Genomic DNA, 26,199 nt, shown 5'->3' with positions numbered 1-26,199 from the left:
CTACCCGAGCGCGGCGACACCCGGCAGGGTCTTGCCCTCCATCCACTCAAGGAACGCGCCACCCGCAGTTGATATATAGGTGAAATCCGCCGCAGCTCCTGCCTGATTGAGCGCCGCCACAGTATCGCCGCCACCTGCAACCGAAATCAGCCTGCCTGCCTTGGACAATTCCGCCGCCTTCAGGGCTGCCGCATTGGTCGCCGCATCAAAAGGAAAGATTTCAAATGCCCCAAGCGGGCCATTCCAGACCAGTGTTTTGGCAGCCTCAAAAACCTCGCCGATATAAGCCACTGTGGCCGGACCCGCATCAAGGATCATCGCATCCTCGGGGCAAGCATCTTGCGCCAACGTTTCGTTTTCAGCTCCGGGGGCGAATTGGCGGGCGACCACAATATCGCGGGGCAGTATGATTTCACAGCCCGCCGCATCGGCTTTGGCCAGAATATCGCGGGCGGTATCGGCCAGATCATGTTCGCACAGCGACTTGCCAACACTGATGCCTTGGGCTGCCAGAAAGGTATTCGCCATACCGCCACCGATCACCAGATGATCGACCTTGCCCACAAGGTTGCCAAGCAGGTCCAGCTTGGTCGATACTTTCGCGCCGCCGACCACCGCAACCACGGGGCGTTCAGGGTCGCCAAGTGCCTTCTCGAGTGCACCAAGTTCTTCGGCCATCAAACGGCCCGCACAAGAGGGCAACAGATGCGCAATCGCTTCGGTGCTGGCGTGGGCGCGGTGGGCGGCGGAAAACGCATCATTCACATAGATGTCCCCAAGGGATGCAAGGCGCTTGGCAAAACCCATGTCATTGGATTCTTCGCCGGGGTTGAAGCGCAGGTTTTCCAGCAACAACACCTCGTCATCTTCCATTTCGGCGACCGCATCGGCAAAATCGCTGTTGGCCCATGTGACGGGCACCCCCAGAATGTCGGCGACTGTGGGCGCGATGATTTCCAGCGACATCTCTGGCACGACCTTGCCTTTGGGGCGACCGAAATGCGCCATCAGGATCACCTGACCACCCTTGTCCTGAATATCATGAACCGTTTGCACGATCCGCTCGATCCGGGTGGTGTCGGTGACTTCGCCCTTTTCGACAGGCACGTTGATATCGACACGCACCAACGCACGCTTGCCCGCAAAATCCATATCGTCGAGTGTTTTCCAAGCCATCAGCGGCCCCCTGTTGCATAGTGATGCCATGTTCATTGCGGCAACCACACGCCAACGTCAACCGGACCTGCTTGGCTTTCCGGTACAGGCACAATATGTGGGACGACGAATTTGCATAACAGGAGTGCACCATGGCCGATTATAAAGACCCCGAAAACACGATTATCATGACCCTGAAAGACGGCGACGTGGTGATCGAACTTTTGCCCGATGTGGCCCCCAAACACTGCGAGCGGATGAAAGAACTGGCCCGTGCCGGTGCCTATGACAACGTCTGTTTCCACCGTGTCATCGACGGCTTCATGGCGCAGACCGGCGATGTGGCCAACGGCAACATGGAGAAAGATTTCAACATTGGCCGCGCAGGCACTGGCGCATCCGACTTGCCCGATCTGCCCGCCGAATTTTCCAAGATCCCCCATGCGCGTGGATCGTTGGGCGCTGCGCGTTCGCAGAACCCGAATTCGGCCAACAGCCAGTTCTTTATCAACTTCAAGGATAATGACTTTCTGAACGGTCAATACACTGTCTACGGTCAGGTCACATCCGGCATGGAACACGTCGATGCCATCATGCGCGGTGAGCCACCGATGAACCCTGATCGTATGATCAGCGTGAAAGTAGCCACCGATGTTTAAGTACGCTGCGATCCTTTCGCTTGTCGCAGGGCCCGCGCTGAGCGCAGGTTTGGAAATCGACATTGCGGGCGAAGCTAACGGCACCATCACCATCGACCTGTTCGAAGATATCGCGCCCAAGCATGTGGAACAGATCACTGCCATTGCGGCTGCCGGTGATTATGACGGCGTCGTCTTTCACCGGGTGATCGACGGCTTCATGGCCCAGACGGGTGATGTGCAGAACGGCATCATGGGCAATGACCTGTCACGCGCCGGGACTGGTGGCTCGGAATTCCCGGATATCCCCGCCGAATTTTCGGATCGCCCGTTCGAGCGTGGAATCATAGGCATGGCGCGCGCGCAGAACCCAAATTCGGCCAACAGCCAGTTCTTTATCATGTTTGCGCCGGGTTATTTTCTGAACGGTCAATACACTGTTGTCGGCGAAGTCACCGAAGGCATGGACATTGTTGATGCGATCAAACGTGGAACAGGTGCGAACGGTGCAGTGATCGGCAAACCGGACGTCATGCAAGCGGTTCGTGTGATCGACTAAAGCAAAACAGCCTCCGCGCCGCCAAGGGGCGGAGGCAACCGAATGCCCGCTTGACTTCGCCGTGCTGCACCCATCACTTGCGCGGATGGAACGCAAATCCCAACTTGATCTTTTTGGTGCCGCTGGCCTGACGGGGATGGCCTTGTTGCTGGCCCTGAACCAAGTCGTGATCAAGGTCACAAATGACGGGTTTCAGCCGGTCTTTTTCGCCGGTCTAAGGTCGCTTGGGGCTGTTGTCTGCATCTGGCTATGGCTCAAGTATCGCGGTATCCCGCTGCGGTTTGCACCCGGTACGCGCCTTGCCGGACTGATCACCGGTTGTATTTTTGCCGCTGAATTCCTGTGCCTGTTTGTTGCGCTGGACCTGACAACTGTTGGTCGGTCAGGAGTGATTTTTTACACGATGCCTGTCTGGATGGCGCTGATGTCGCATTTCATCCTGCCTGATGACCGGATCAGCCCGCAAAAGGCCCTGGGCCTTGCGATCGCCGTCGTCGGGGTCGGTTGGGCGATTTTGGATCGGGGCGACGCGGCAGGGAACCTGTGGGGTGATCTGGCGGCCCTTGGCGCAGCGATTGGCTGGGCGGCCACGGCGATGATGGCCAAAGCATCGCCCCTGTCGCGGGTCAGACCAGAGATTCAGCTCTTCTGGCAGGTTGCTGTTTCCGCGCCGCTGCTGTTGATTGCCGCACTGTTTTTTGGGCCGCTGGTCCGTGAGCTTGCGCCAATTCACTATGCCGGACTGGCATTCCAGATCGTCATTGTGGTGACGGCGGGCTTTATCTTCTGGCTATGGCTTCTGTCGATCTATCCGGGTTCCAGCGTGGCGTCATTTGCCTTTCTGTCGCCCGTGCTGACAGTTGGGTTGGGCTGGCTTTTGCTGGGCGAAGAGGTCGGGCCGAAGCTGTTGGGGGCCTTGGGGTGTGTGGCGGTTGGTATCATCCTGATCAACCGGCCTGTCAGGTCCCGCAAAAGGTCCTGACGACTTTTTCCTCGACAGTTGGCGCGCGGGCAAACCGGGCTGTGTCATCGGTCAGCGGCGCGTAGGGGGCAGTGACAGCGGCCAGAAGCGCATCAAAGTGCGTATAGTCGCCGTCGCGCCCGGCGGCGATTGCTTCTTCCACCCTGTGATTGCGGGGGATGATCTGCGGATTATATTGCGCCATCAGTCCGGCATCAGGCGCGCGCGCACGCCAACGCACCGCCCATGCATCAAAGGCATCACGGTCAATGAACTGATCACGGGCCGCATCCTGATCCAGATTGGCAAAGACATTGGTGAAATCGGCCTGATCCTTGGTCATCAAATCCAGCAGATCGTTGATCAGTGGAATGTCCGCGTCGGTCGGGGTGCCAATCCCCAGTTTGGCACCGAACACCTCCAGCCACGCAGCTTCGTAGAGGGGAGGGAAACGGTGAACGGCTTCGGTGAAATCCTCAATCGCCTTGTCCCGGTCAGGCATCAGCGGGATCAGGGCGGTCGCGAACTGCGCCATATTCCACGCGCCAATGCCGGGCTGATTGGAATAGGCGTAGCGCCCGAACTGATCAATGGCGCTGAAAACTGTATCGGGGTGAAATGCGTCCATAAATGCACACGGCCCGTAGTCGATCGTTTCACCAGCAATCGACACATTGTCTGTGTTCATTACCCCATGGATAAACCCGAGGCCCATCCACTTGGCCACCAGACGCGCATAACGGGCAATCACGGCGTCCAGCAATCCGGCAGGACCTGCGGCATCGGGATAATGGCGCGCAATCACGTGATCGGTCAGTGCCTGCAACGCCTGCATATCGCCGCGCGCGGCAAAGAATTGGAAAGTGCCGACGCGGATATGGCTTTGAGCGATGCGTGTGATAATGGCGCCGGGCAGAATTTCTTCGCGGTAGACTGGTTCGCCTGTGGTGACAGCCGCCAGTGCGCGGGTGGTTGGCACGCCCATGGCATGCATCGCTTCGCTGACCAGATATTCGCGCATAACGGGCCCAAGCCACGCGCGGCCATCGCCGCTGCGCGAATAGGGGGTAGGGCCAGAGCCCTTGAGCTGGATATCGCGGCGGATGCCGTCTTTGCCTATCACCTCACCCAGCAATACGGCGCGGCCGTCACCCAATTGCGGGTTCCAGTTGCCGAACTGGTGGCCGGCGTAGGCCTGCGTCAAGGGTGACGCTCCATCGGGGACATGATTGCCTGCAAAGACCTGCGCATCAGGGGCGTCAATTCCCAGCTGAGCGCCCAAATCGGCGTTGAACGCAAACAGGGCAGGGGCTTTGACCGGTTTCGGCAGTTGTGGCGTAAACATCTGCGGCGGCAGGGTTGCATAGCTGTTGTCGAAGCGCAGCGTCATAGGGTGGTCAACCGCTCTGCCAGCAGCGCATAGAAGCCTTCTGCATCGATATCCTTCATGAAGGTCGCATTGGGCGCGCGGTCGGTGACACGCCACCAATCCGCAACGGTCATGCCCAAGGTCAGTTCCGATGTGGTTTCAACTTCGACATTGATATGACGGCCCTGAAACAAGTCAGGCTTGATGAGGTATGCAATGGTGCAGGGGTCATGCAGCGGGGCACCTTGCGATCCGTATTTGTCCATATCGAACCGCTCGAAATAGTCGGTCCATGCGGCGACCATATCGCCTACCTTTGTGTCAAATGCGCGAAATGCGTCAATGCGGGGCTTTGTGGTCAATGCCTTGTGGGTGACATCCAGCGGCATCATCACGGTTGGCACGCCAGCCTCAAGAACGATCTTTGCCGCCTCGGGGTCAACATAGATGTTGAATTCGGCGGCAGCGGTAATGTTGCCCCCTTCAAAAAAACCACCGCCCATTAAGACAATTTCCTGCACCTTGGACACGATGTCAGGGGCTTTCTCAAAGGCGGTTGCGATATTCGTCAGCGGGCCGATCGGACACAGGGTCACGGTGCCCGCAGATTCCGCGCGCAAGGTCTCGATAATGAAATCGACCGCATGCTGATCCTGCAAGGGCATGGTCGGGTCATCCATCTGGGGACCGTCAAGGCCGGTCTTGCCATGCACATGTTCTGCGGTGACAAGTTTGCGGGCCAATGGCGCATCACAGCCAGCAAAGACGCGCACATCAGGACGCCCCGCCAGTTCACAGACGATGCGCGCATTCTTCTGGGTCAGATCAAGTGGGACGTTGCCAGCCACCGCGGTGATCCCCAGCAGGTCAATGTCTTGCGGCGACGCAAGCGCCAGCAGGATCGCAACCGCGTCATCCTGTCCGGGGTCTGTGTCGATTATCACTTTGCGCGGGGGCATTTTCGGTGTCCTTTTATTGTCATTTGCCGTCAGAGTGTCCTGACAAGGCAGCAGGGGCAAGTGCCGGTGGCGATTGTGTGTCTTTCAAGACGGGCGGGACGATTTTGCCGTCAAGGGGGGGCGGCGGCCATTTGTTGCCCAAAACATATTCCCCCACTGGACGTTGTTCTTGCAATGGTGGCACCTGCGTTCGCGGTTAAGCCCGAGATCAATCTGAACGGCGATGGGGTGTACAGCTTTCCTGAATTGCAGGCCGCCATGCCGGAAATGACCAAAGGCGACTGCATCGTTCTGGATGCAACAGGTGACGGCCTATTGGACGAAGACGAGATTGCGGCTGCACCCCAAGCAGGGCTTCTGTCCGCAGCCTGACCCGAGGTTCCTGTCGGGGCAGCCCTCTGCCCCGATCGGCCCTGCAACTCACCGCCTTTATCGCCCCAATCTTGGGCTGGGGGTGCTTCAGATCGCCCCACGTGACAGCGCGGCAACACCCGTGCGAGCGATTTCCTGAAGTCCCAAAGGCCGCATCAGGTCAGCAAACGCATCGATCTTTTCCGACGTGCCTGTGATCTCAAACACGAATGATTCCAATGTGCTATCGACCACACTTGCCCTGAAGATATCGGCCAGCCGGATCGCCTCGATCCGATGATCGCCCGTGCCAGTGACCTTGAACAGGGCCAGTTCGCGTTCGACCGACGGCCCTTCGACGGTCAAGTCATTGACTGTGTGCACGTCCACGATCCGACCGATCTGCGCCTTGATCTGGGTGATGATCTGCGGCGTGCCGGTGGTGACAATCGTGATGCGCGAGCGGTGGCCCAGATGGTCCACTTCCGCGACGGTCAAGCTTTCGATGTTATAGCCGCGTCCGGAAAACAGGCCAATGACCCGCGCCAGAACGCCGGGTTCGTTTTCAACGAGGATGGCCAGCGTGTGCCGTTCTTCCTTATCCGAAAAGTTGGGCCGTAGGTCATAGGCGGAATGGCTGGTCGCGCCTTTTTTGATTTTGAGCGGTGACATGTGATAAGCCTTTTCAGTGTTATTCTATTTCGCGTCGAGCTGAAGGCAGCCCCTGACCCTGAGTGGGGGTGAAGGCCCCCTCCCGTGGGGCGGGTCGGGGGCTGACCAGCGTCAGGGCCGGGCGTACTGCAATGGCCATGGCCATGGCCTTACACCAACACCGCACCGCCCGCCTGAATGGCATCTGCCGTTGACGCATCGCCCAGCAACATTTCATTGTGCGGCTTGCCTGACGGGATCATCGGGAAGCAGTTTTCGTGCTTTTCCACCAGACAGTCAAAAATGACAGGGCCCTCGTGGGTGATCATTTCCATGATCGCATCATCAAGGCTGTCGGGGTCATCGCACTGGATACCCTTTGCACCGAACGCCTCGGCCAGTTTTACGAAATCAGGCAGGCTTTCGGACCAGCTGGAAGAATAGCGTTCCCCATGCAGCAATTCCTGCCACTGGCGCACCATGCCCAGACGTTCGTTGTTGAGGATGAACTGCTTGACGGGCAGGCGGTACTGCATCGCGGTGCCCAGTTCCTGCATGTTCATCAGCCATGAGGCTTCGCCAGCGACGTTGATCACAAGTGCATCCGGGTGGCCCATCTGGACCCCGATAGAGGCAGGGAACCCGTAGCCCATCGTACCCAGCCCGCCGGACGTCATCCAGCGGTTGGGATCCTCGAAACCCAGATATTGCGCGGCCCACATCTGATGCTGGCCCACTTCGGTGCAAACATAGCGGTCGTGCTTCTTGGTCAGTTCTTCAAGCCGTTGCAGGGCGTATTGCGGCTTGATGATCTTGCCATCCTGCTTGAAGGACAGACAATCGACCTTGCGCCACTCGTTTATCTGGCCCCACCATTTGGCAACGGCATCCTTGTTGGTTTTGCGGCCACGGGATTTCCAGACGTTCAGCAAATCTTCAAGCACATGGGCCACGTCGCCCAAAATCGGGATATCAACCTTGATCACCTTGTTGATCGAGGATGCATCAATGTCGATGTGCGCCTTCTTCGAATTTGGGCTGAAGGCATCCAGACGGCCGGTGATCCGGTCGTCAAAGCGGGCCCCGATGTTGATCATCAGGTCGCAGTCGTGCATGGCCATGTTAGCCTCGTACAGCCCATGCATCCCCAACATGCCGACCCAGTTTTCACCAGATGCGGGATAGCAGCCCAGCCCCATCAGGGTCGAGGTGATCGGAAAGCCCGTCGCACCGACCAGTTCGCGCAGCAATTGCGACGCGGCAGGGCCAGAGTTGATGACACCACCGCCAGTGTAGAAAATCGGGCGCTTTGCCGTCTCCATCGCTTCGGCGAGCTCCGTGATCCAGCCCATGTCGCCCTTGACTTGCGGGTTGTAGTGGGTTTCGACCTGCCGGGCTTCGGTATAGGTGCCGGTGGCGAATTGAACGTCCTTTGGAATATCAACAAGCACCGGACCGGGGCGGCCGGATGTGGCCACATGGAATGCCTCGTGCAGGGTAGGTGCCAGTTTTTCAGTGTCTTTCACCAGCCAGTTATGCTTGGTGCAGGGGCGGGTGATGCCCACGGTATCGGCCTCTTGAAACGCGTCAGAGCCGATCATGAATGTCGGTACCTGACCTGTCAGCACGATCAGCGGGATGCTGTCCATCAGCGCGTCGGTCAGGCCGGTGACGGCGTTGGTGGCACCGGGGCCGGATGTGACCAGCGCAACACCGGGTTTTCCGGTCGCACGGGCGTAACCTTCGGCGGCATGCACCGCACCCTGTTCGTGACGGACCAGAACATGCTTGATGTGGTTTTGCTGAAAAATCTCGTCGTAAATCGGTAGGACGGCACCGCCGGGATATCCAAATACGACGTCCACGCCCTGATCAATCAGTGCCTGAACTACCATTTTTGCGCCCGTCATGGCTTTGGTCATGTGCTTCGCGTCCTTCGCGTGTTTGTTGTCGTTGCTCACAAAAAAACCCCCGATAAAGTCGGGGGCGCATGGGAGTGTTATGGTCTAACCGTTACCGGCCCATGCGCGTATATCTCACAAGTAGTACGACGTTTTCCATCGGGATTCCTTACGTGTCCGCAGACTTTAGTCCCCGCTCAATGGTGGGTCAACCGTGCGGGTGGAGAAAATGTCGCAAAGTAGCGGCATTTTGCAACTTTATTTCCGTGCGTCCTTTGGGCGACCTGCTTTGGGCGGCAATATCTTCCGCATGATAAGCGGGCCAGGTACTGGACGGGCCTAGCCGCAGGATTCTCACTTGATGACCAGCGGCACAAGATAACCGGTGCCGTGTTGATCGACCCATTTGCCCTGACTGTAAGCGAAACCGGTCAGGTTGACGCAGGGTCCAGCGGTGTGCGTTTGGTCGCGCTTGGCAAAAGTGTGTTGGTGCGGGATTGCACGCGGTTTTTGTGGCTTGCCCATCGTTGCGGTCATGAAAATGCCGCCGATTGAGAATGTAAGACTTACCATAATTACCCCCTTTAATTTCATAGGGTGTCAAAAAACCGTGGGCGGTCCCCGCGAGAAATGCGCAAGGCCGGCTGTATTGGAATCAAAACTTAAGCTTGAAATGAGACCTTATTGTTGCCAGCTCGTTTTGATTTTGTGGCATTCCTGTGGCTGTCCAGGTGCTCCAGAAGTTCGCTCTCCCTAAACCGACCATGCCGGTTCTATGAGAAGGTGGAATGATTAGGGACACGATCGCGCAGATCGAGGCGGCAGAACCAACGATACGCGAGGTTCAGATGCACCTCTTCGCAGAGCCGCAGCCCTGACCGGACGCCAAAGCAATAACCGACCAGCAGCATCCGGATCAGCAGCTCGGGATCGACCGACGGGCGACCCGTATGGCTGTAGAACACTGCCAGATGGGCAAGGATACTGCTCAGGTCGACGAACCGGTCAGCGTCTGAACGCCCAGCCTACAGAATGTCGATGAATGGACATGCCCTTCCCGAGGCAGCCGCATAAGTCGGGCATGCTGAATGTGACGCGCGTGGTCCGAACTCACCCAAAACACTGAAACCCTCAATAAATGGGAGACCTCCAATGCCCAAATTCATAGTTGAATGAAATATTCCCGGTGCCAATCAGCTGGGATCTGACGAACTCTGCGATATCGCGGCCAAATCGAATGCAGTGGTGAATGGGCTTGGCGTGCCCTACGTCTTTCACCCGCACCTTCGGCACTTTGACCGTCACCGGCCCGATACCGGTTTGAACGGCGCGTTCGGGGTGATACCCGCTGCGGACAACCGCATACCGGCCATCCGATGTGTGGCGTTCTGCAAAACTGGCCAGAAAGGCGTCCCTTTCAGCTTCGACCGCTGCTTGCAAAAGCTCGCGCGCCTTTGCGCAGAAGATCGGTCAGCGGGTCAGTAACTGAGTCTCGACCGGTGAAATCAATGATGTTAGCATCGTCCATCGGGGCGCGTCCTTTTTGGTAGGCGGTTTGTGTTGCAACAACAAACCAACCAGATGCACCGCCAGCTTTCAAATCGCAGGGACACCCGATTCACTATAGCTCCTGCAACGCGGAACGCACCCACTCGACACGCGGCATATTGCCCCCCGATGAAGCGTATGCCAGCAAAATAGAACCAATGAGATTAGCAGCCTGAAATGAAATCCTGATCCACCTTAACAGGGCTGCAAACTGGTCGAAAATCCAGGACCACCTCTCGAGAGCATTAACAACGTCACACCTGCCGGCGCCTACTTTTGGCGTGACAAAGCCACTCTAAAGCAAAGGGAAAAGATCAAACGAAAGACACTCGAAGCGACGCTCGCATCACTGCCAGTACGCCGCATAATCAAACCAACCAGATGGGCCAAACTCTCTCTTAGCTTAGGCTGTCATTGGTGCCAAAAAACCTGACGACAGACATTGGAGGTCACTTTGTCCCGCAAAGCAGTTATTGGCGAAACCGGCTGGGAGCCATCGTATATAGATGAACCGACTTATTTCGGCCGCGCCATCACATGGTCCATGGTCATACTCAGTACCTTGACGTCGTTTTGGTTGTAGGTTCGGTAGCGGAACCGGACCGTTCCCCGGTCGGGCTTCGAGCGTGATGGCGTGAGGACCTCGACAGTCACACTTGCATGCAGGGTGTCGCCGGGAAACACGGGAGCCAGCCATCGCACCTCATCCATACCATGCCCCCCCATGTTCGTACCGGTCAGGACGCCGGTATCACGAAATAGGCGGAAAGTGAGCGCTATGGTTTGAAAGCCGCTAGCGATGATCCCACCGAATATCGACTCCGTTGCAGCCACCCTGTTCACATGGAAAGGCTGCGGGTCGTGGGTCAGTGCAAAGTCAATAATCGCGCCCTCGGTGAGCGTAATCCCACCAGTCTCGAAGGTGTCTCCGACCGACAGATCGTCAAAGTACTTGCCGCTATTCATGTTAGAAGTATAGGAGGATGGCGATTTCCCCGTCAACTTAGGCACTTTCAGAAACATCTTATTGGATGATGCTTGTGCCATGCGGACCGCGCGCACTACCGCGCGTATCTCTACACAGTGGTGCTTGGTCCCGCACAGTAGACTTTGGCGTGATTTGCGGCGATGGTCTAATTCTAGCCCAGATCGGTCAAGGATTCCGACTGAAACGCAGATACATTTGCGAGGACCTGACTTAGTGGAGTGCGTTGACGCGTTGCAAAGTCTGTTTATTGCTCGCCCCGGCAACCAAAGGCCCGGAATTTCTGAATGGAAGGCACTCGAATAGAGTTGCAGGATTGGCATTCCTGAGCGACTGTCACGCCACACGTGCCAATTTTGAAAGGCCTTTTCATGAATCTCGTCCCCGCAGTACTCACGATCGCGTTTCTTGCCACATCGGCAACAGCGCAAGAAACTTATCGCTTCACTCTTACGACCAAGGGTCAAACGAACTCCACGTTCACACCTCTCTCCGGTGCACTACAGCTGTGGTCGGGAACCAACACACAAGAACTCGTTGAATATACGGCCGACCATCCGTCCTACATTCCACCACAAACATGGGCTTGTAATAGCTCCTTCGTCATTGTGCGCGGCATCCCGAACGGGCAAGGGCATTGCTTGATGGAAAACGCTGACGGCGACCAGACGATCATTGCGACATCCACGGCGCATGTGTCAGAAGGTCGGAACGCTGGTACGTGGTACTCGGTTGGGGGCACAGGTGCGCAGGAAGGCATCCAGTCCCGTGGCACTTTTTACAGCGTCTACACCCCATCCACGGGCCAAATTGTCACAACGGTTGAGGGTGAGGTTACACTGATGGAGTGAATGCAAGTCATTTTGCAATCCACCGACCCCACCTTTCAACATAAGGGTTATGACCCACAAATTGAAAACTGCCGAAAATCGTCAGAGCAGACCTTAGCGTTAGCAGCCGCGAATGGGGCTTTGAGCCCATTTGGTCCGTCGCATTAAACCTTTCACATAGGAGCTGCATTGACTTCGATGGTGTGACGGTCGGGGTCGAGTAGGTAGAGTTGCGGAAAGCCGGCGAGACCTTCGCGGATATCCGTCACGTTCTCTGCCCGCATTTTGGTGCAGAGCTTCCAGGAGACGATGTATCGGCTGTAATCGTCGAGGACCGTGCTGAGATAGAACCAGTTTCGTCATCGGAACCTCCTGTCATCAGATTGAGAGTATTCCAATCGCCAGACAGGTGCGTCAGATCTCAAAACCAAGGCGCTCAAATCAACGCACATCTCCAACCAAAAGCGCCACTACCGCACGAGCGGTTTCTTCCTCGAGCCAAAAACTGCCTAAGTGGACCCGCGTATTTGTGTCACGTAAGGTGTGCTTGCATAGTAGCGGCAACAGGGCGGGTGAGCAGATGACAGACGCAAAGACCATTTCAGATCATTGGGGTAAAGGAGACGTGTTCTCCCGAATTCTAGAGGCGATGGAGCGGTCGGGAATTGACGCCAGTTCTGTCACGATAGAACAACTTGCACCTGTGGATCATTTCCATGCGAGAGGTTTTCCGGCAACTGTTGAACTCGCTGACGCTTTGCCGGTCAAAGACGGTGACCGTCTCGTCGATATAGGCTGCGGGCTCGGTGGTCCCGCCAGGTATCTAGCAAAACGTTTCAACTGCCACGTTGACGGCATAGACATAACGGCTCCGTTCGTAGATGCCGCCAAAAAGCTAAGCGTACTCGTCGGGATGGAAGATGCAGTAGAGTGCCAACACGGCGATGGGCAGAAACTGCCATATGATGACGAAGTCTTCGATGGTGGGTATACGCAGCACGTCACAATGAACGTGCCGGATCGGGACGTGTTTTTTGACGAAGCCTTCCGGGTACTGAAGCCTCGTGCTTTTTTTGCGCTTACAGAACATGGACTGGGCGAAGTCGGGGGGCCGCACCATCCCGTGCCTTGGTCAGAGGACGGAAGCGGCGCATACCTTATGCGACCTGCGGATACCGTTACCGCGCTGAAGAACGCAGGTTTCACAGACATCAAGGTCACTGACACAGGTGAAAAATACCTCCAAGGCTACAACCGCGCGATCGAACTTGCCGAAAAGGGTCAAGCGCCGGTATTTGGTGCCCATATTCTGTTGGGCAAATTGGCTCCGCAGATCGTGCGCAATGCCGCGCGGAACATCGAAGAGCGAAGAACTCACCCAGTCCAGATAATCTGTTCCAAGCCCAAGTAGCATGGGTGCCGAACAGTGAGCCCCGCTTCACATCGTCCGCTGAATAGACATTGGTGTATGCTGTAGCAAAGGCTGCAGTCCGAAGCATGGCTACCCACAAAGGCTAATACGCACTAAGCTGAGGTATGAAGGGGACGGGTTGCGAATGATATTTCTATTGCGTCACGGGGAAACCGAATTGAATTTGCAGGGGCGCTTGCAAGGTAGGAGTCAGGCCAGTCTTACCGAAGCCGGACGGTCTTTTGCCCACGACACTGCCCGTGTGATATCTCGCGAGGTTGGAGAAGACGATTGCGTGGTCTTCACAAGCCCTTTGATAAGGGCTTTGGAAACAACCGAAATCATCGGCTCGGCACTTTCAGGTCTGAGAAAAACAGTGACGGATGACCGGATTTCCGAGCTCTGTTTCGGAAAATGGGACGGGCTTACCAACGATGAAATCGACGCGGGATGGCCCGGTGACCGTGATGTAGGCGCGCCCGGCGAATGGTATTTCAATTCACCCGGAGGTGAAGGTTTTGATGCCTTCCGGTTGCGCCTTGCGCATTTTCTGGATGACGTGACTAACGACCCACAGAAGCACAGGATTATTGTTTCGCATGGATTGGCAGGTCGGGTGCTGCGAGGAATTCACGCCGATTTATCCACACCAGACACAATGTCCCTGCCGGTGCCTTCGCAGGCCTTCTTTATTTTGCAGACACACGGCGGCATCAAGGAAGTGGCGGTAGAATGATCATCGAAACGGATCGGCTCATTCTACGGCCGGTAACCAAGCAGGACACCCACGGCATTGCGCAGGTGGTGTTTTCAGACCCAAATGTCGTCGGAATGCTGGCGCATGATATCAGAACGGCAGAAAGCGCCATCACTGAAGCCGAACGCTGGACCTCGATTATGGGAATCGACGGCGATGGCGGCATTTGGGATGATGGCGGCATGGGCCTTTTTTCGGTCGTGCTCAAATCCGATCAAGCTTTGGCGGGCGTCGCTGGCTTCTACATGGAACGCAACGAACACCAACGTTGGAACGGCGAATACTTCTATGCATTGGGAACGCAATGGCATGGTCGCGGACTTATGAGCGAAGCTGCTGATGCATTGGGTGAGAGGCTTCGTTCCCTCGACGACCTAGGTGTCATCTATGCCGGCTACTGGGACATGATAAACGAAGCCTCCGGACGCATCCTGCGTCGCACTGGATTGAAGCCAGAAGGGCGGAAGTCAGTGACCGAAGAATATGGCGAGGATCGGTGCCGAATGATCTTTGAATTTGATCTTTGGCGGCTGTCAGAGGCTGCGCCGGGTAATCTGCAGGATTCCATACTGGTCCAAGTTGCGCGTCGCGCGGGCGCATTCGTTGCAGAGGACATCATCGCCAAGGATACAGTCCTAAATTCGCTGAAAGACAATTACGGATCGCCGCTGCTAACCCGCGATGCGGTGACTATGTTGGAAACATCCATCGAACGACCTGGCATGGCCTATCTGGAAATTCGTGGCGCGGGCCATACGGACGCGCCGGAAAACCGCTTGAAGTGAGCAAACTCTATATCAAAGTGAGGGAAGTTTCGGGGGGCAGGTCATCACATATTAGAAATGCGCACCGTTTTGTGTACAAGTATGCTTGTCGCAACCCGTTGTTTCAGCTTATCTTTTCGTGAATTTAGCGCGTGGCTTTAAAGAACAACATCAGTAAAAACATACAGGCAAATAATCCAGTTACGTCACCCACAAAATACCCAACCAGCGTTGCCAAGTTGTGCTCAAATGCCCAGCCCATTCCAAACGTATTGATAGTGGACGCAATGCACCCAGCAAGCATTACATCTCGCCAGTTAGCCTTTCTGGCAGCGGATAAGCGAAAGTCCATTCCTACAAGCGACAGCGCCCAGAATGTGAGTGTTGCGCACACGATGCCCGAAAAAACTCCAATTATTCCAACCAGTGTAAAGCCATCAACGCCAAAATTAATCCAGTGCCAAAACAATGCCGTCGGTGCAAAAAGTGGAATAGACCACCAACCCATCAACCAAGCGGACAGAATGCGCACTCCATGTGGAAGAAATAGAAGGCTGGCATAAGGTGCTAGCTCAGGCGTGTATTGAGCTTGAAGCGGGAGCAGAAGGTAAATTGAGATTACAAAAGCAAGTATGTGCGCAAGTGATATTACGACAAAGGGAATAGCGAGTCTTTTGAGGTTTAGCAATTGCGTAGCCCGATTTTCTAGAATTGCAACCCTAACTTCGCAGCTTGCGGCCCTAATTTCTCAGCTTATCGGAGAGAATATAAGCAGACCGTTGCCTGCCATCCGTGTGCCTTAAGTATCCATTTTCAACGAGTTCTTTAAGTGCACGAAAGAAAGCACTGCGGGAAACGTCATCAAGCAACTCGTGTTGCCGTAAATTTTCAGTTGTCAATGTGCGCGATGTTTCGGACAGGAGCGTAGCAGCGTAGACAATATCTCTCTGCACGGTACTTAATCCATCCATTCCTAAGTCCCGCTCCATACCCAAGAGCAAATGCTTGAGGCGCGCAAGCTTTTCGACACCTGTCATATGTTAACGCACCCAAATCACTTCTCATCCGCAAAGTGGTAGACTTGACTGGCAGATGCGTCAAGACCCAAAATGGCACTTGTTAAGTCTCAAAATGGCACTTAATGTGTTTGCATGTGCAAGTTGAGGCGCGAGCAGGTTTGAGCATTGGCAGATAGACCGTGACTGGAAATCTCAGATTGAAATGTGGTTGTTCCTCGCTGCGTGGTTCCTCAGTGCTGGGGTAGGAGTGGGCAATCATTAGGTGAGTTGCCGATTGGGCAAAGGATAGTGCCGGAAGTCAAAGACCCCAGGGTCAGGACTCATCGTTGACAAAAGGGGAAGAAGAAGAATTTGTTATTTCAGAAAATTCTTCAACAAGACTTTTTTAATATCAAAAGTTATTTTCATAAAGCTAATAACGGGTAATGAATATGATACGTATCCAACCTCAGTTTCTGGCCTTTGGAAGCGGCTTGCTTCTTCTTATACTGTCATTTTGGCTGACAGCCGAACGCCTCATATCTATTGGCATACTGGATGCATCACTTACCTCCGAAAATATTATGACACGAAAGGTAGCTCAATTTGAGGTATCTGCGGCAAAGTATATCCTGCTGGTTCTCGCATTGAGCATCATGATTATTTCCATGCGCTGGAAAAGCATTGAGAAACTAGAAGGCTATCAGAAGTTCATGAGCAGAGATCTCCGTTATCCGTTGGCATATGAGAGAATACTTCGAACGGTAATTGATCGCTCTTTGTTGACCATGCTGATTCTTATCATAAGCTCGCTCATCTATATCGCCATATCTGAAACTATTTTCTCTGAAGTGACTATTGGGTTCATAAATGCTGAAGATGGGTTGATAGAGTATGGTTCAGCACTAATGCTTTTGATGGCCAGCCTGATTGCTCTTATCAATAGCTTTAGTAGGGAAATGCGCCCAAGCTCGCGCGGTTTCTTTATTTTTCTGACACTTCTATTCTTTGCCATGTGTGGTGAAGAAGTCAGTTGGGGACAACGCATATTTGGTTTCGAAACGCCTAAGGCTCTTGCTGAAGTAAACGTACAAGAAGAGCTTAACCTTCATAATATGTTTGGTTATTTTTTCGACCATCTATTTATACTACTGTTTTTCCTCTGGGGATGTGTATTGCCAGCTATTTATCATATAACGCAAACGGGTCAGCAAATCCTCCGCTGGTTAGGCATACCTCTTCCCAGCATTGGACTATCGATAGCAATGCTTCTTATTACACTCTATCAAGGCCAAATTGTTTACGCTTTTTTTGATCCTGTTATTTTTTTACTTATTCCAGAAGTTCGGGAATTCTTCTCTGCAACAGCATTTTTACTGATGATGCTTCAATCTTATGGTGGATTCCGAAGTTCTAGAGAATATTCTAATTAGATTATGACTTGCAAAGTTTTGATATAATCACGGCTTTGTTGGTCTTTGTTGCGCAAATCGGTTTAAGCTCGGACTTCCCCTTTCCAGTACGGACTGACCCTAGGCTCAGGCCTCATAACCAGAATATGACGGTTGCGGCGAGAGCGATTGCTGACAGGAACACTTTAGGGCAGCGATGTCGATGTGGATCGGTCTTTCATCCCGTTAAGAATAGCACAGATGTCCATTGCTTGCCTTGATGGGGCAAGACTCTGCTCTGAAAGCTGATTCAACAACAAGTTCCGAAGGTTGATGTGACCCGCGCCCCTAAAACTCCTCCAAATCTGTGTAGAGTCCGCCCAACAAAAGCACGGACAAATGAAAGCACGATTTACGGATGAACAGATCATAGCGATGATCAAGGAGCAGGAAGCTGGCGAGAAGACCGCTGATGTATGTCGGCGGCACGGGATTAGCTCGGCGACTTTCTACAAATACAAATCAGAATACGGCGGCATGGAACCGCGTGACGCGAAGCGGCTGTGTGCGCTTGAGGACGAGAACGGACAGAACGTTTGGTTCGTCGGAGCATATCTGATTCATTGCCGGAGGGCGCAAACGCAGAGCTCATCTTCGAAATTGTGAAGGCACAGCATGAGTACTGAACACATGCAATTGGCCGCCATCGAGATTGAAGTTGTCCATAAATCCATCAAGAACTTGCACATCGGCGTGTATCCACCGGACGGCCGCGTTCGCGTTGCGGCGCCACCTTCAATGAGTTCCGATGCGGTGCGCGTTGCGGTGCTGACAAAACTCCCGTGGATAGAAAAGAGACGCCGCGACTTTGAAAAACAAGCTCGTGAGAACACCCGGAAATATGTCTCGGGAGAGACCCACTGGCATTTAGGTCGGCCGTTACGACTGCGGGTCGAAACTGTCGCGCAAGGACGGCCAGGGATTCAGGTTTAGGGCAACGATGATCTTAGGATGCGGCTGCGCACCGACGTAACTTTTGAAGATCGGGAGCGCATGGTTTTACGGTGGTATCGTAAAGAACTGCGCACCCGTGGCCGTGATGCAGTGGAAAGATGGGCCAACATACTTGATGTGCCCCAGCCAGAGTTTGGCATCAAGCGCATGCGTACGAAGTGGGGCAGCTGTAACCCGGATATGGGTCGTGTTTGGCGCAATCTTTCGCTGGCCAAGAAGCCGTTGCAATCGATCGAATATGTGGCGCTTCATGAGGTTGCACACTTCATTTCTCGAAAACACGATGATGCGTTTTTCGCAGTTCTCGACAGACTAATGCCATCTTGGAGGCAACGAAGAAGCGAGCTCAATTCTCTGCCCCTGGACGCATGGTAGTCCCATTCGCGGATCAATTTTGCGAGCGCCATTTGGCGGTCTGTCGGGCTACGTCGCAGTATCCCCGGTGGAGGAAGGATGTCTGCTATGGGCCCGATGTGCTGATTTTGCTGCTTACGTATTGGCGTACCGCCAATATAGGGTAACCGCTGTTTAGACCCCACCTTCCGTTGACGCGTTTATTCTGCGAGTCCGTGCTTCATGGATTTGAGCGAGTTTCTCCAAGGATATTACGGTTGAGTTTCTCACGGATGCGAGCGTTTGTGGTCGGAGGTGCCCACGCTGGCCGCAGGATGTGAAGGCGCGGATCGTAGCCGAGACGCTGGTTGATGGTGCGACGGTAAATGCGGTTGCACGGCGCTATGGGATGCGACCCAATCATTTGTCCGAATGGCGACGGATTGCGCGCGAGGGCAAGTTGGTCCTGCCGAACCTTGACGGTGTTTCCTTCGTTCCGGTGGCGATTGAGGAACCTGCCGTCACGTTGCCAGACATAGCCGAGTTTGATGCGCAGGCTGAGATTGGCGTGATTGATATATTGAAGGGCAACGTGACGATCCGTCTGGCGGCAGACATTTCCGCCGTGCGGATCGCAGAGATCGCGGCTGCGCTGTGATCCACCGTCGCACGGTGTGCAGATTTTTGTGGCAACCAAGCCGGTGGACTTCCGCAACCCTCATCGATCTTATGCTGCGCCAGCAGTTCACCCCCGCACGCCACCGCGTGGATCTTCAACATCACCGCTTGGTCTGGGAATACCCATGCCTAATTGGGCCATGCCGGGGTGTGGGTTTGCCCATCTATTCAAGGGAAAAATGTTTCACGAGGATATCGAACAGGCCGATGAAGCCTCCGGTGAACTGGTCTTGGGTTGGCTGCTTCACTACGGCGTCGGCGTCATATACGGCATTGTTTTCTTACTTATTGTCGGGTCCACTTGGCTGATGGAACCCGACTTTCTAACAGCTGGGATATATGCCATGGAGACGATTGCTGCCGGCTGGTTCATCCTCCAACCGGGCATGGGCCTTGGCGGGGCCGCCAGCAATACGCCGACGCCTTGGAAGTCACGCGGCCTTGGATTGATTGCCCACACGGCGTTTGGCTTGGGGTTATGGGGCAGCGGACTGTTGATCGGCTCAACCATTTAGCGCCTGTGTTGTAAACCAGAGTGGCATGGTCAGAGGCACTTTCGGCCCAAAGCTGCCGTTCGTCGGTCGATCTGGTGCTGCGCTGCAGCTTCATCGAACCGGCCATTCGCCGCATGTGCTAAATCAGTGCCATACTGAATGACAGCCTGAAGGACGAAGTGTGCATTCGTTGCGGCTGTGCGAAAGTCAGTACATAGCTCCATACGGTTTTGGCCCAAAGCCCCCGGAGGGCGGAGTTTCACGAGATCCAGTAGACATAACGCATTCAGGATAGAGATTGGCTCGAAGATCTGCTGACCCAATCCCGCTCACAGATAAGTCAACTCGTCTCACCCAAGATAAGCGTGACGGGGAGTTCGTGTACCGACTGTTTGCGTGCTAATGTCCCTTCGATCCTTTGGCAAAGCAGTTCGCCAGCCATGCGACCCATCTCAAAACGGGGCGTTCGCAGCGTGGTCAGGCAAGGGGAGATCATTTGCGCCATTTCCATGCCGTTGAATCCCGCAATCGCCACATCTTGCGGGACCGCAATCTTTTCCCTTTGGCAGTACAGCAGTGCGCCGAGCGCGAGGTCGTCATTGGCAAAGAAGACAGCATCGACGTGTTCATTCTCTGCCAAAAGCCGTTCCATTTCACGTGCACCGATCATGATGGATGACGCCTCTTCGCAAATCCGCACGGCCTTAATCGGGTTTCCTAGTTTTTCGAGTTCAGCTTCAAAAGCGATACGTCGTTTGCGAGACCGCACCGGGCGTTCGCCCCATGCGCCGATATAGCCGACATTGCGATACCCCCGGGAGGTGAAATGCCGCGCGATCAACTCGCCCGCAGCGATCTGAGAGACGCCAACAGCGATGTCTGTCGCCTCACCATCGGTATCCATGACCTCAATGATGGGTCCGTCATAGGTGGCGAGTAATGCGCGGGTTTCGGCGGAATGCTCCAATCCGGCCAAGACGACGGCGGCAGGGTTCCAGGACAGCATGTCGCGAAGAATGTCTTCTTCTTTGACGTTGCTGTATTGCGTCATCCCCAGGACCAGACGCAGTGGCGTATCCTGGAGGCTTTCACTCAGCCCATCCATGATATTGGGAAAGACGTTGTTGCTCATGGAAGGAAGAATGACCGACACAAGATCACTTGTCTGGCCACGCAATGATCCTGCGATTCGGTTGCGTTGATATCCGAGGCTTTTTGCGGCCAATTCCACCTTGCGGCGCAGATTTTGGGAAATATTTGGACCGCCACTCATCACACGAGAGGCAGATATGACGCTGACACCGCTCAGTTCGGCGACGTCCTTAAGCGTTGGTTTTTTGTGTTTTTCAACCATTCTAACGCTATCTCCCTCTGGTGCGACACTGCCACGAAGAACGAAGATTGACAACGTTATCAATTTAATTGACAACGTTACCAATGCAACTGCTTCATGCATCGGGAGGAAAACATGAACATTTTTAAGGCAACTGCGACAGCTGTAGCGGCGGTTATGGCATTTTCAACACCGGCATCCGCCGAAGAGTTCCCTGAACGCCCCATCAATCTGGTAGCCCCGTTCAATGCAGGGGGCGGCACTGACTTGCTGCTGCGCGCTTTTGCACCTCACTTCGCCGAAGCGTTGGGTGGTGATGCCTATGTATCAAACATGGCCGGTGGGTCGGGCACGGTCGGGGCTGCGGCTTTGGCAGGGCAACGGCCTGACGGATATCAAATGGGGTATTGGTCGGTGACGGTCGCGACGATCCAGCCGCAGATCAAAGACGTGCCTTATGATGTCGACAGCTGGACACCGATTTGTTCGGTTGCCGCATCGCCAACCGTGTTGTTCACAAACGCTTCAAGCCCGTTCCAGACCATTGAGGACGTTGTTGCTGCTGTGCAGGCCGAGCCGGGCAAGTATATTTACGGATCATCTGGCCCCGGCGCCATCACGCATCTGACGACCGTTGCGGCGTTCGAGGGTCTGGGCATCATCGATGATATGAAGCACCTGCCTTTCCAAGGCTCCGGACCTGCGTTGCAGGCCATGGCCGCCGGCACGATCCAGTTCTTTGGTGACACTGAACTTTTGATGACCCGCGGCGATTTCCGCCCATTGGTCGTGTTCAACGCTGAGCGTCTGGAGAGCTTTCCTGATGTCCCAACGGCAGCCGAGGTTGGCATCGCCGCGCCGTTGAATGAACTTTACCTGTGGGGCGGCTTGTTCGCACCAGCAGGGGTTGAGCCGGACGTGACCGAAAAGCTGAGCACTGCCTGTGAAACGGCAATGAATTCCGACGGGTTTCAGCAGTTTGCGGCGGACACCAGCACAGTCTTGAATTACCGCAATGCGGCTGACTTCGACGCATTCTTCCGCGCGCAGTACGAGTCAAACTCTGCTTTGATCGAGGCTGCTGGCCTTTAAGCCAAATTGACAATTATCTGCGCCCAAGGGCTTTCTTGGGCGCAGATAGGTTCAACCTCGGGGCGCTCTCATGCAAAACTTGGTCACTGAACGGCGCATCGTTGCGCTGCTGATCCTAGCGTTGTCTGCTGGTTTGGTTGTGTCGACGTTTGGCTTGCAATTTGCGGAGCTTGGCGGGGCGTTTAGCCCGATGTTTTTTCCACGGATCATTCTGATGATCTTGCTTGCCCTTGCCGCGCTCAACATGGTCATCGACATGATGACGAACGTAGAAAGCAAGGAACTGCGACTTGCGCCGACATTGCTGATTTGCGCGGGGTTTGTGGGTTATGTTTTGCTGATCATGCCGCTGGGGTACTTCATCAGCTCTGTCATGTTGGCCCTGCTGATACTGATCACGCTCGGCATCCGTAGCCCATTGGTATTGCTGGTTCTTCCGATTGCTTCGGCTGGCAGCCTTGTCGTTCTTTTCAACCACATTCTGAAGATGCCATTGCCTAACTCACCCTTCTTTTGGTGGATTTGAGGAACCCTGATGATTGAAGCCATCCCACAAGCTTTGTCCCTGATTTTCACTGTCGAGGGGATGTTCGTTCTTACGCTTGGTACGATGCTTGGGATCGTGCTGGGTGCGCTGCCCGGGATTGGGTCAACTGTTGCAGTGGCAATGATCCTGCCCTTTACGCTGACAATGACCCAGGCCCCTGCGATCCTGTTGCTTTTGGCGATCTATGCGGGGTCGGTTTATGGCGGGTCGATTTCCGCGATCCTGATCAACACGCCAGGCACACCGCAATCGGCCGCCACCTGTCTTGACGGCTATCCCATGGCCCAGAGGGGCGAGGCCGGAAAGGCATTGGGATGGGCCACGATTGCGTCGGTTGTTGGCGGGCTTACTTCGGCTGTGGTCCTGATTTTTGCGGCCCCGCAGCTGGCCGCATTCGCCTTGAACTTTGGCCCTATCGAGACCTTTGCGCTGATCCTGCTAGGCTTGACCTGTATCGTCTCTGTCTCCGAAGGTTCAATGATCAAAGGTCTGATCGCTGGTTTTCTAGGATTGTTCCTGTCGACCGTTGGGGGTGACCCGTTGACAGGCGAGGCACGCTTTACCTTCGGCAACTTCCAACTGATTGCAGGTTTCAACCTTTTGGCCGTCGTGATTGGTGTCTTCGCCTTGTCCGAGGTGCTGATCCGCGCCTCTGCGATCTCTGACGCGGACAACAAGCTGGTCAAGTTTTCAGGCATTGTTCTCCCCAAGTTGTCTGAATGGTCAGGCCGCGTCAAAGGCCTGATCAAGTCGGTCCTGATCGGCAATGTCATTGGCATTTTGCCTGGCACTGGTGCGGCAACTGCGGCGTTTATTTCCTATGCCGAGGCGCGGCGCTCTGCGCCGACCCGAGACAACTTTGGCAAGGGTGAACCAGATGGGTTGATTGCGTCGGAATCAGCAAACAACGCGGTCACGGGTGGTGCACTTGTCCCTACGATGGCGCTGGGCATTCCTGGCGACGCGATCACTGCCGTGATGCTGGCCACCTTGACCTTGCACGGTGTGACACCGGGCGTGCGGCTTATGTCTGAGAACCCTGTGTTGATGGCCGCGATCTTTTCAGGCTTTTTCATCATCAACCTGATGCTGCTACCGTTCGGTATGATCGTGTCGCGGCTGGCCGCCCCGATCCTGCGGATCAAGGAAGCCTATATGCTGGTCATGATCTCACTGCTTTGCACGGTTGGTGTGTTCTTTGTGCGCGGCAATCCGTTTGATCTGCTGGTCATGGCCTTGGCGGGTATCTTCGGGTTCGTTTTGCGCCGTCAGGGGTTCCCGATGGCACCGCTGGTGATCGGCATGGTCCTTGGCCCAACACTTGAGATCAGCTTGCGTCAGGGATTGATCATCACCGATGGCAGTTTCGCCGCCTTCTTTACCGGTCATCCGATTGCCGCAGTATTGGCCGTAATCGCGTTGGTCATGCTGACACTTCCAGTGATCCGTTTCTACCGAAGCAAAAGCGCAAAGGCATGATCACCGGTTTTTCGATTGCCGCATTGCTTGGTCTGATTGGTGGCCTTCTGATCACCGGAGCGATTGCGGGCCTGCTTGCGGGGCTCTTGGGTGTGGGTGGCGGGATCGTGATCGTGCCTGTCCTGATCATCGTCGCCGAACTTTTCAATATCCCGCAAGAGGTTGCTATGCTGACGGTCGTTGCCACATCTCTTGCAACTATCATCCCGACGTCAATTTCATCAGCGGTGGCGCATAACAAGCGCGGGGCGATTGACCGCGATATCCTGCGGGGCTGGATACCTGCTATCTTTGTGGGGGCTTTGCTGGGCGGGATCGCGTCGAAAACCCTTGGGTCCGACGGGCTGACATTGGTCTTCGGATCGGTCGCGCTGCTAGTGGCGGTTAACCTGGCACTGGCCAAACCGATTGTGCTGACCGACCAACCGCCTGCCACACGCATCGGCCAGAGCGCGATTGCGCTGCCGATGGGGTTCATCTCTGCGCTGATGGGTATTGGTGGGGGCACTTTGGCTGTGCCGGTTATGACGATGATGTCGGTCACCGTGCATCGCGCGATCGCAACGGCCTCTGTGTTCGGACTTGCCATTGCTGTGCCTGCTGTCTGCGGCTTTATCTGGAACGGCTTGGGCGTCGAGGGACGTCCGCCTGCGTCGCTTGGTTTTGTAAACCTTCCCGCAACCGTTATATTGTTCTCGGTCAGTGTTCTGACCGCGCCTATCGGTGCAAAACTGGCACATGGCCTCTCTGCACGCCCCCTGAAACTCGCCTTTGCGGCCTTCTTGGCGATCAGCGGCGCGCGCATGCTGTGGAAGTTCTTTGCATGATAAAACCTCACCGCATCAAAACGGCTGGTCTGACAGCCAACATTCGGGTTGAGGGGGCAGGCCCTGCGTTGCTGTTTCTGGGCGGATCGAACTTTGATTTGTCGATCAAAGCGCCTGTGTTCGAGACCCGATTGGTGGATAACTTCACTGTTGCCGCCGCTGACCCGAGGGGCCTGGGGCAAACCGATGCCCCGCCGGGCGATTGGACAATGGCCGATTATGCAGACGACGCCATCAACGTCATGGATGCATTGGGCTGGGACCGCGCGTGTGTCCTGGGTGAAAGTTTCGGTGCAATGACAGCCCTTCACTTGGCCAAGCGCGCACCAAAGCGGATTGAGCAGCTTGCATTGGCGGCAGGAACGCCGGGCGGTCGTGGCGGGTCATCATATCCCATTGAAAAGCTGCGCGACATTGCCAACCCCATTGAACGCGCGACAACAGCGCTTGGCATCATGGACACCCGGTTCGCCGGGGCGCTGCGTAGCGATCCCGCCGCGCAGACCGACAAAATCGAAGCGCGGATCGCCTTTGAGGAACGCTTTCTGGCAAGTCACAACAACGCAACCGGCTATCCGCGGCTTTTAGCTGCGCGTGCGTTGCATGATTGTTGGGACGCTCTGCCAAACATGCACGTCCCGTGCCAAGTATTCGCGGGGAAATTTGATGGGCAAGCGCCAAAGCAATATGCGCAAGCCATGGCGCAGGCCATGCCGGACGCAGAGTTCCACCTAATTTCAGCGGGGCACAATCTGTGTTTTGCCTCCACTGAACTTGCCAATACACTCATTGCCAAGTGGTCAAATTCGGCACAAAGACAAGGATAGGATCGAGATGTAACATACAGCAATTTCTATCGTCGGCCTGGGGTCGATGGGCTATGGGATGGCGACGTCACTGGTGCGTGCCGGGCATGTCGTTCACGGCTTTGATTGTCTGACGTCAGCGCCTATGGGTCCAAATAGCTGTATTTGCTAAGAGAGGTTTTGTTGCTCATCCTAGCCACTGAGGAGTGGACGATGAGAAAGACAACGAAGAGCCCGGGCGAGAAGATCGTCAAAGACATCAAGCGTGCAACCCGCAAGCATTATTCATCTGAAGAGAAGATCCGGATCGTGCTGGATGGCCTGCGTGGCGAAGACAGTATCGCGGAGCTTTGCCGTCGCGAAGGCAT

Annotated in this window: 27 protein-coding genes and 5 pseudogenes; 20 read left to right on the top strand and 12 right to left on the bottom strand. The window is 55.1% G+C overall.

What is annotated here, in order from left to right; genetic code table 11:
• The gene (locus C8N45_RS14580; protein ID WP_108387136.1) at positions 1 to 1,176 is read right to left on the bottom strand and encodes a phosphoglycerate kinase; all 1,176 of its coding nucleotides are present in this window, start codon (positions 1,174 to 1,176) and stop codon (positions 1 to 3) included.
• 131 nt (positions 1,177 to 1,307) lie between these two features.
• On the opposite strand from C8N45_RS14580, the gene C8N45_RS14575 reads away from it, so the two are divergent.
• The 3 genes from C8N45_RS14575 (at position 1,308) to C8N45_RS14565 (ending at position 3,334) form a co-directional block, all read left to right on the top strand.
• On the top strand, positions 1,308 to 1,814 hold the full coding sequence (locus C8N45_RS14575) for a peptidylprolyl isomerase (RefSeq protein WP_108386994.1): 507 nt from the start codon (positions 1,308 to 1,310) through the stop codon (positions 1,812 to 1,814).
• Positions 1,807 to 2,352, top strand: coding sequence for a peptidylprolyl isomerase (locus tag C8N45_RS14570; protein WP_108386993.1), 546 nt, complete (start codon positions 1,807 to 1,809; stop codon positions 2,350 to 2,352). Before C8N45_RS14575 ends, C8N45_RS14570 begins: the two co-directional genes overlap by 8 nt.
• An 85-nt stretch (positions 2,353 to 2,437) precedes the next feature.
• Positions 2,438 to 3,334: a DMT family transporter gene (locus C8N45_RS14565; protein ID WP_108386992.1), complete on the top strand. Its 897-nt coding sequence runs from the start codon at positions 2,438 to 2,440 to the stop codon at positions 3,332 to 3,334.
• On the opposite strand, the gene C8N45_RS14560 is transcribed toward C8N45_RS14565, so the two are convergent.
• Both C8N45_RS14560 and C8N45_RS14555 read right to left on the bottom strand, forming a co-directional pair.
• The gene (locus C8N45_RS14560) at positions 3,312 to 4,703 is read right to left on the bottom strand and encodes a protein adenylyltransferase SelO (RefSeq protein WP_108386991.1); all 1,392 of its coding nucleotides are present in this window, start codon (positions 4,701 to 4,703) and stop codon (positions 3,312 to 3,314) included. The genes C8N45_RS14565 and C8N45_RS14560 overlap by 23 nt on opposite strands.
• On the bottom strand, positions 4,700 to 5,641 hold the full coding sequence (locus tag C8N45_RS14555) for a nucleoside hydrolase (protein WP_108386990.1): 942 nt from the start codon (positions 5,639 to 5,641) through the stop codon (positions 4,700 to 4,702). Before C8N45_RS14555 ends, C8N45_RS14560 begins: the two co-directional genes overlap by 4 nt.
• A 174-nt stretch (positions 5,642 to 5,815) precedes the next feature.
• On the opposite strand from C8N45_RS14555, the gene C8N45_RS14550 reads away from it, so the two are divergent.
• Positions 5,816 to 6,013 (top strand): hypothetical protein, encoded by a 198-nt coding sequence (locus tag C8N45_RS14550; RefSeq protein WP_108386989.1) that lies wholly within the window; start codon positions 5,816 to 5,818, stop codon positions 6,011 to 6,013.
• A gap of 87 nt (positions 6,014 to 6,100) precedes the next feature.
• Here the strand turns inward: C8N45_RS14550 and ilvN are convergent, their stop codons facing one another.
• The 6 genes and pseudogenes from ilvN to C8N45_RS14515 form a co-directional block, all read right to left on the bottom strand.
• A complete protein-coding gene (gene ilvN, locus C8N45_RS14545; RefSeq protein ID WP_108386988.1) occupies positions 6,101 to 6,664 on the bottom strand; it encodes an acetolactate synthase small subunit in 564 nt (187 codons plus the stop codon).
• 149 nt (positions 6,665 to 6,813) lie between these two features.
• A complete protein-coding gene (locus tag C8N45_RS14540; protein WP_108387135.1) occupies positions 6,814 to 8,565 on the bottom strand; it encodes an acetolactate synthase 3 large subunit in 1,752 nt (583 codons plus the stop codon).
• Positions 8,566 to 8,898: 333 nt separating this feature from the next.
• A complete protein-coding gene (locus C8N45_RS14535) occupies positions 8,899 to 9,117 on the bottom strand; it encodes a hypothetical protein (protein ID WP_108386987.1) in 219 nt (72 codons plus the stop codon).
• A 203-nt stretch (positions 9,118 to 9,320) separates the two neighbouring features.
• Positions 9,321 to 9,551: pseudogene (locus C8N45_RS14530) on the bottom strand (transposase); the annotation flags it as partial.
• A 271-nt stretch (positions 9,552 to 9,822) separates the two neighbouring features.
• A pseudogene (locus C8N45_RS23710) lies at positions 9,823 to 10,072 on the bottom strand (transposase); the annotation flags it as partial.
• Positions 10,073 to 10,608: 536 nt separating this feature from the next.
• The gene (locus tag C8N45_RS14515) at positions 10,609 to 11,139 is read right to left on the bottom strand and encodes a MaoC family dehydratase (RefSeq protein WP_211095475.1); all 531 of its coding nucleotides are present in this window, start codon (positions 11,137 to 11,139) and stop codon (positions 10,609 to 10,611) included.
• Between the two features lie 582 nt (positions 11,140 to 11,721).
• Here C8N45_RS14515 and C8N45_RS14510 point away from each other — a divergent pair.
• The 4 genes from C8N45_RS14510 (at position 11,722) to C8N45_RS14490 (ending at position 14,860) form a co-directional block, all read left to right on the top strand.
• Entirely contained in the window at positions 11,722 to 11,928 is a 207-nt protein-coding gene (locus tag C8N45_RS14510) for a hypothetical protein (protein WP_108386984.1), read from the top strand.
• Between the two features lie 559 nt (positions 11,929 to 12,487).
• Positions 12,488 to 13,318 carry a class I SAM-dependent methyltransferase gene (locus tag C8N45_RS14500; RefSeq protein ID WP_108386983.1) on the top strand — a complete coding sequence of 277 codons (831 nt, stop codon included), beginning with the start codon at positions 12,488 to 12,490 and terminating at the stop codon, positions 13,316 to 13,318.
• Positions 13,319 to 13,463: 145 nt separating this feature from the next.
• Positions 13,464 to 14,054 (top strand): histidine phosphatase family protein, encoded by a 591-nt coding sequence (locus tag C8N45_RS14495; RefSeq protein WP_108386982.1) that lies wholly within the window; start codon positions 13,464 to 13,466, stop codon positions 14,052 to 14,054.
• Positions 14,051 to 14,860, top strand: coding sequence for a GNAT family N-acetyltransferase (locus tag C8N45_RS14490; RefSeq protein ID WP_108386981.1), 810 nt, complete (start codon positions 14,051 to 14,053; stop codon positions 14,858 to 14,860). The genes C8N45_RS14495 and C8N45_RS14490 overlap by 4 nt, the downstream gene beginning before the upstream one ends.
• A 124-nt stretch (positions 14,861 to 14,984) precedes the next feature.
• Here C8N45_RS14490 and C8N45_RS14485 read toward each other — a convergent pair whose 3' ends face one another.
• Complete coding sequence (locus tag C8N45_RS14485; protein ID WP_108386980.1) at positions 14,985 to 15,527, bottom strand: hypothetical protein; 543 nt, start codon at positions 15,525 to 15,527, stop codon at positions 14,985 to 14,987.
• 52 nt (positions 15,528 to 15,579) lie between these two features.
• Entirely contained in the window at positions 15,580 to 15,876 is a 297-nt protein-coding gene (locus tag C8N45_RS14480; RefSeq protein ID WP_108386979.1) for a hypothetical protein, read from the bottom strand.
• 413 nt (positions 15,877 to 16,289) lie between these two features.
• On the opposite strand from C8N45_RS14480, the gene C8N45_RS14475 reads away from it, so the two are divergent.
• The 5 genes and pseudogenes from C8N45_RS14475 (at position 16,290) to C8N45_RS14450 (ending at position 19,768) form a co-directional block, all read left to right on the top strand.
• On the top strand, positions 16,290 to 17,270 hold the full coding sequence (locus C8N45_RS14475; RefSeq protein WP_133175987.1) for a hypothetical protein: 981 nt from the start codon (positions 16,290 to 16,292) through the stop codon (positions 17,268 to 17,270).
• A gap of 357 nt (positions 17,271 to 17,627) precedes the next feature.
• Positions 17,628 to 17,819: pseudogene (locus C8N45_RS14470) on the top strand (transposase); the annotation flags it as partial.
• Between the two features lie 84 nt (positions 17,820 to 17,903).
• Positions 17,904 to 18,617, top strand: a pseudogene (locus C8N45_RS23705) (M48 family metallopeptidase).
• Positions 18,618 to 18,846: 229 nt separating this feature from the next.
• Complete coding sequence (locus C8N45_RS14455; RefSeq protein WP_108386975.1) at positions 18,847 to 19,233, top strand: transposase; 387 nt, start codon at positions 18,847 to 18,849, stop codon at positions 19,231 to 19,233.
• Between the two features lie 145 nt (positions 19,234 to 19,378).
• On the top strand, positions 19,379 to 19,768 hold the full coding sequence (locus C8N45_RS14450; protein ID WP_108386974.1) for a DUF2938 family protein: 390 nt from the start codon (positions 19,379 to 19,381) through the stop codon (positions 19,766 to 19,768).
• Positions 19,769 to 20,087: 319 nt separating this feature from the next.
• On the opposite strand, the gene C8N45_RS14440 is transcribed toward C8N45_RS14450, so the two are convergent.
• On the bottom strand, positions 20,088 to 21,101 hold the full coding sequence (locus C8N45_RS14440; protein ID WP_108386972.1) for a LacI family DNA-binding transcriptional regulator: 1,014 nt from the start codon (positions 21,099 to 21,101) through the stop codon (positions 20,088 to 20,090).
• 114 nt (positions 21,102 to 21,215) lie between these two features.
• On the opposite strand from C8N45_RS14440, the gene C8N45_RS14435 reads away from it, so the two are divergent.
• From C8N45_RS14435 to C8N45_RS14405, 7 genes and pseudogenes are all read left to right on the top strand, one after another.
• Entirely contained in the window at positions 21,216 to 22,172 is a 957-nt protein-coding gene (locus C8N45_RS14435) for a tripartite tricarboxylate transporter substrate binding protein (protein WP_168769491.1), read from the top strand.
• Positions 22,173 to 22,242: 70 nt separating this feature from the next.
• Positions 22,243 to 22,698 (top strand): tripartite tricarboxylate transporter TctB family protein, encoded by a 456-nt coding sequence (locus C8N45_RS14430; RefSeq protein WP_108386971.1) that lies wholly within the window; start codon positions 22,243 to 22,245, stop codon positions 22,696 to 22,698.
• Positions 22,699 to 22,707: 9 nt separating this feature from the next.
• Entirely contained in the window at positions 22,708 to 24,198 is a 1,491-nt protein-coding gene (locus C8N45_RS14425) for a tripartite tricarboxylate transporter permease (RefSeq protein WP_108386970.1), read from the top strand.
• Entirely contained in the window at positions 24,195 to 25,025 is an 831-nt protein-coding gene (locus C8N45_RS14420; RefSeq protein WP_108386969.1) for a sulfite exporter TauE/SafE family protein, read from the top strand. The genes C8N45_RS14425 and C8N45_RS14420 overlap by 4 nt, the downstream gene beginning before the upstream one ends.
• The gene (locus tag C8N45_RS14415; RefSeq protein ID WP_108386968.1) at positions 25,022 to 25,852 is read left to right on the top strand and encodes an alpha/beta fold hydrolase; all 831 of its coding nucleotides are present in this window, start codon (positions 25,022 to 25,024) and stop codon (positions 25,850 to 25,852) included. The genes C8N45_RS14420 and C8N45_RS14415 overlap by 4 nt, the downstream gene beginning before the upstream one ends.
• Positions 25,853 to 25,874: 22 nt before the next feature.
• Complete coding sequence (locus tag C8N45_RS14410) at positions 25,875 to 26,003, top strand: NAD(P)-binding domain-containing protein (protein ID WP_309499052.1); 129 nt, start codon at positions 25,875 to 25,877, stop codon at positions 26,001 to 26,003.
• Between the two features lie 41 nt (positions 26,004 to 26,044).
• Positions 26,045 to 26,199: pseudogene (locus tag C8N45_RS14405) on the top strand (IS3 family transposase); the annotation flags it as partial.

The organism is Yoonia sediminilitoris (assembly GCF_003058085.1).
Classification (GTDB): domain Bacteria; phylum Pseudomonadota; class Alphaproteobacteria; order Rhodobacterales; family Rhodobacteraceae; genus Yoonia; species Yoonia sediminilitoris.
The sequence above is the reverse complement of the archived record's forward strand: the minus strand, read 5'-3'. Positions and strand labels throughout refer to the sequence as shown.